Annotated in this window: 1 protein-coding gene; it reads right to left on the bottom strand. The window is 64.9% G+C overall.

Features of this window, described 5'->3' with window-relative positions:
- Window positions 1-633 (bottom strand): TroA family protein (locus tag DMP05_RS09895; protein WP_483259531.1); only part of this gene is annotated, 633 nt, incomplete at both ends.

Below are 633 nucleotides of genomic sequence, written 5' to 3'. Positions count from 1 at the left end.
TCTGCAGGCCTTCGGGACCCTCGGCGTAGTACACGCTGACGCGCTGGTCTTCGGGAACGGTGGCGACGGCGGCAGCCACGTCGGCGGCAACCTTGGTGCAGTAGTCGGCCATCTTCTTAGCCTCGTCCTGCTTGCCCAGGATCCGGCCCAGCACCTCGTAGCAATGGGCGGTCTTGTCGAAAGAACCGTCGATCACGACCACGGGGATGCCCGTCTGGTTCTGCAGGTCATCGGCATTGGTGGCGTCTTTCTCACCCGGCTCGACCGTAGTCACCGAAAAGACCACCTGAATGCCCGCAGCCATAATAGCCTCGGGATTGAGGTCCTTGCCGCCGGCCAGGGGGCCCAGATTCGGCAGGTCGACGATATCGGCGGGCAGGTTGGCGAGCTCCTGTTCGGTGAAGTCCATCGTAGTGCCGGCGCACAACTCGGGCGCCAGCGTGAAGCAGAAGATTTGGCCTGCGGGGCTCGTGTAATAGATCTTCTCGAGCTGCTCGGCAGCGGGCAGCGTCACCGTGCGGCCCGCATCATCGGTCACCGTCTGCTCGGTGGCAACGGGCTGTGCGGCAGCCTGCGGCTCCGCCTCAGAAGCGGGCTCGCTTTCTCCCGACGCGCAGCCGAACAGGGCTGTCG

The sequence above is a fragment of the Slackia isoflavoniconvertens genome (genome assembly GCF_003725955.1).
In the GTDB taxonomy this organism is placed as follows: Bacteria; Actinomycetota; Coriobacteriia; order Coriobacteriales; family Eggerthellaceae; genus Slackia; species Slackia isoflavoniconvertens.
Note: the sequence above shows the minus strand (reverse complement) of the source record. Positions and strands in the feature narration are given on the sequence as shown.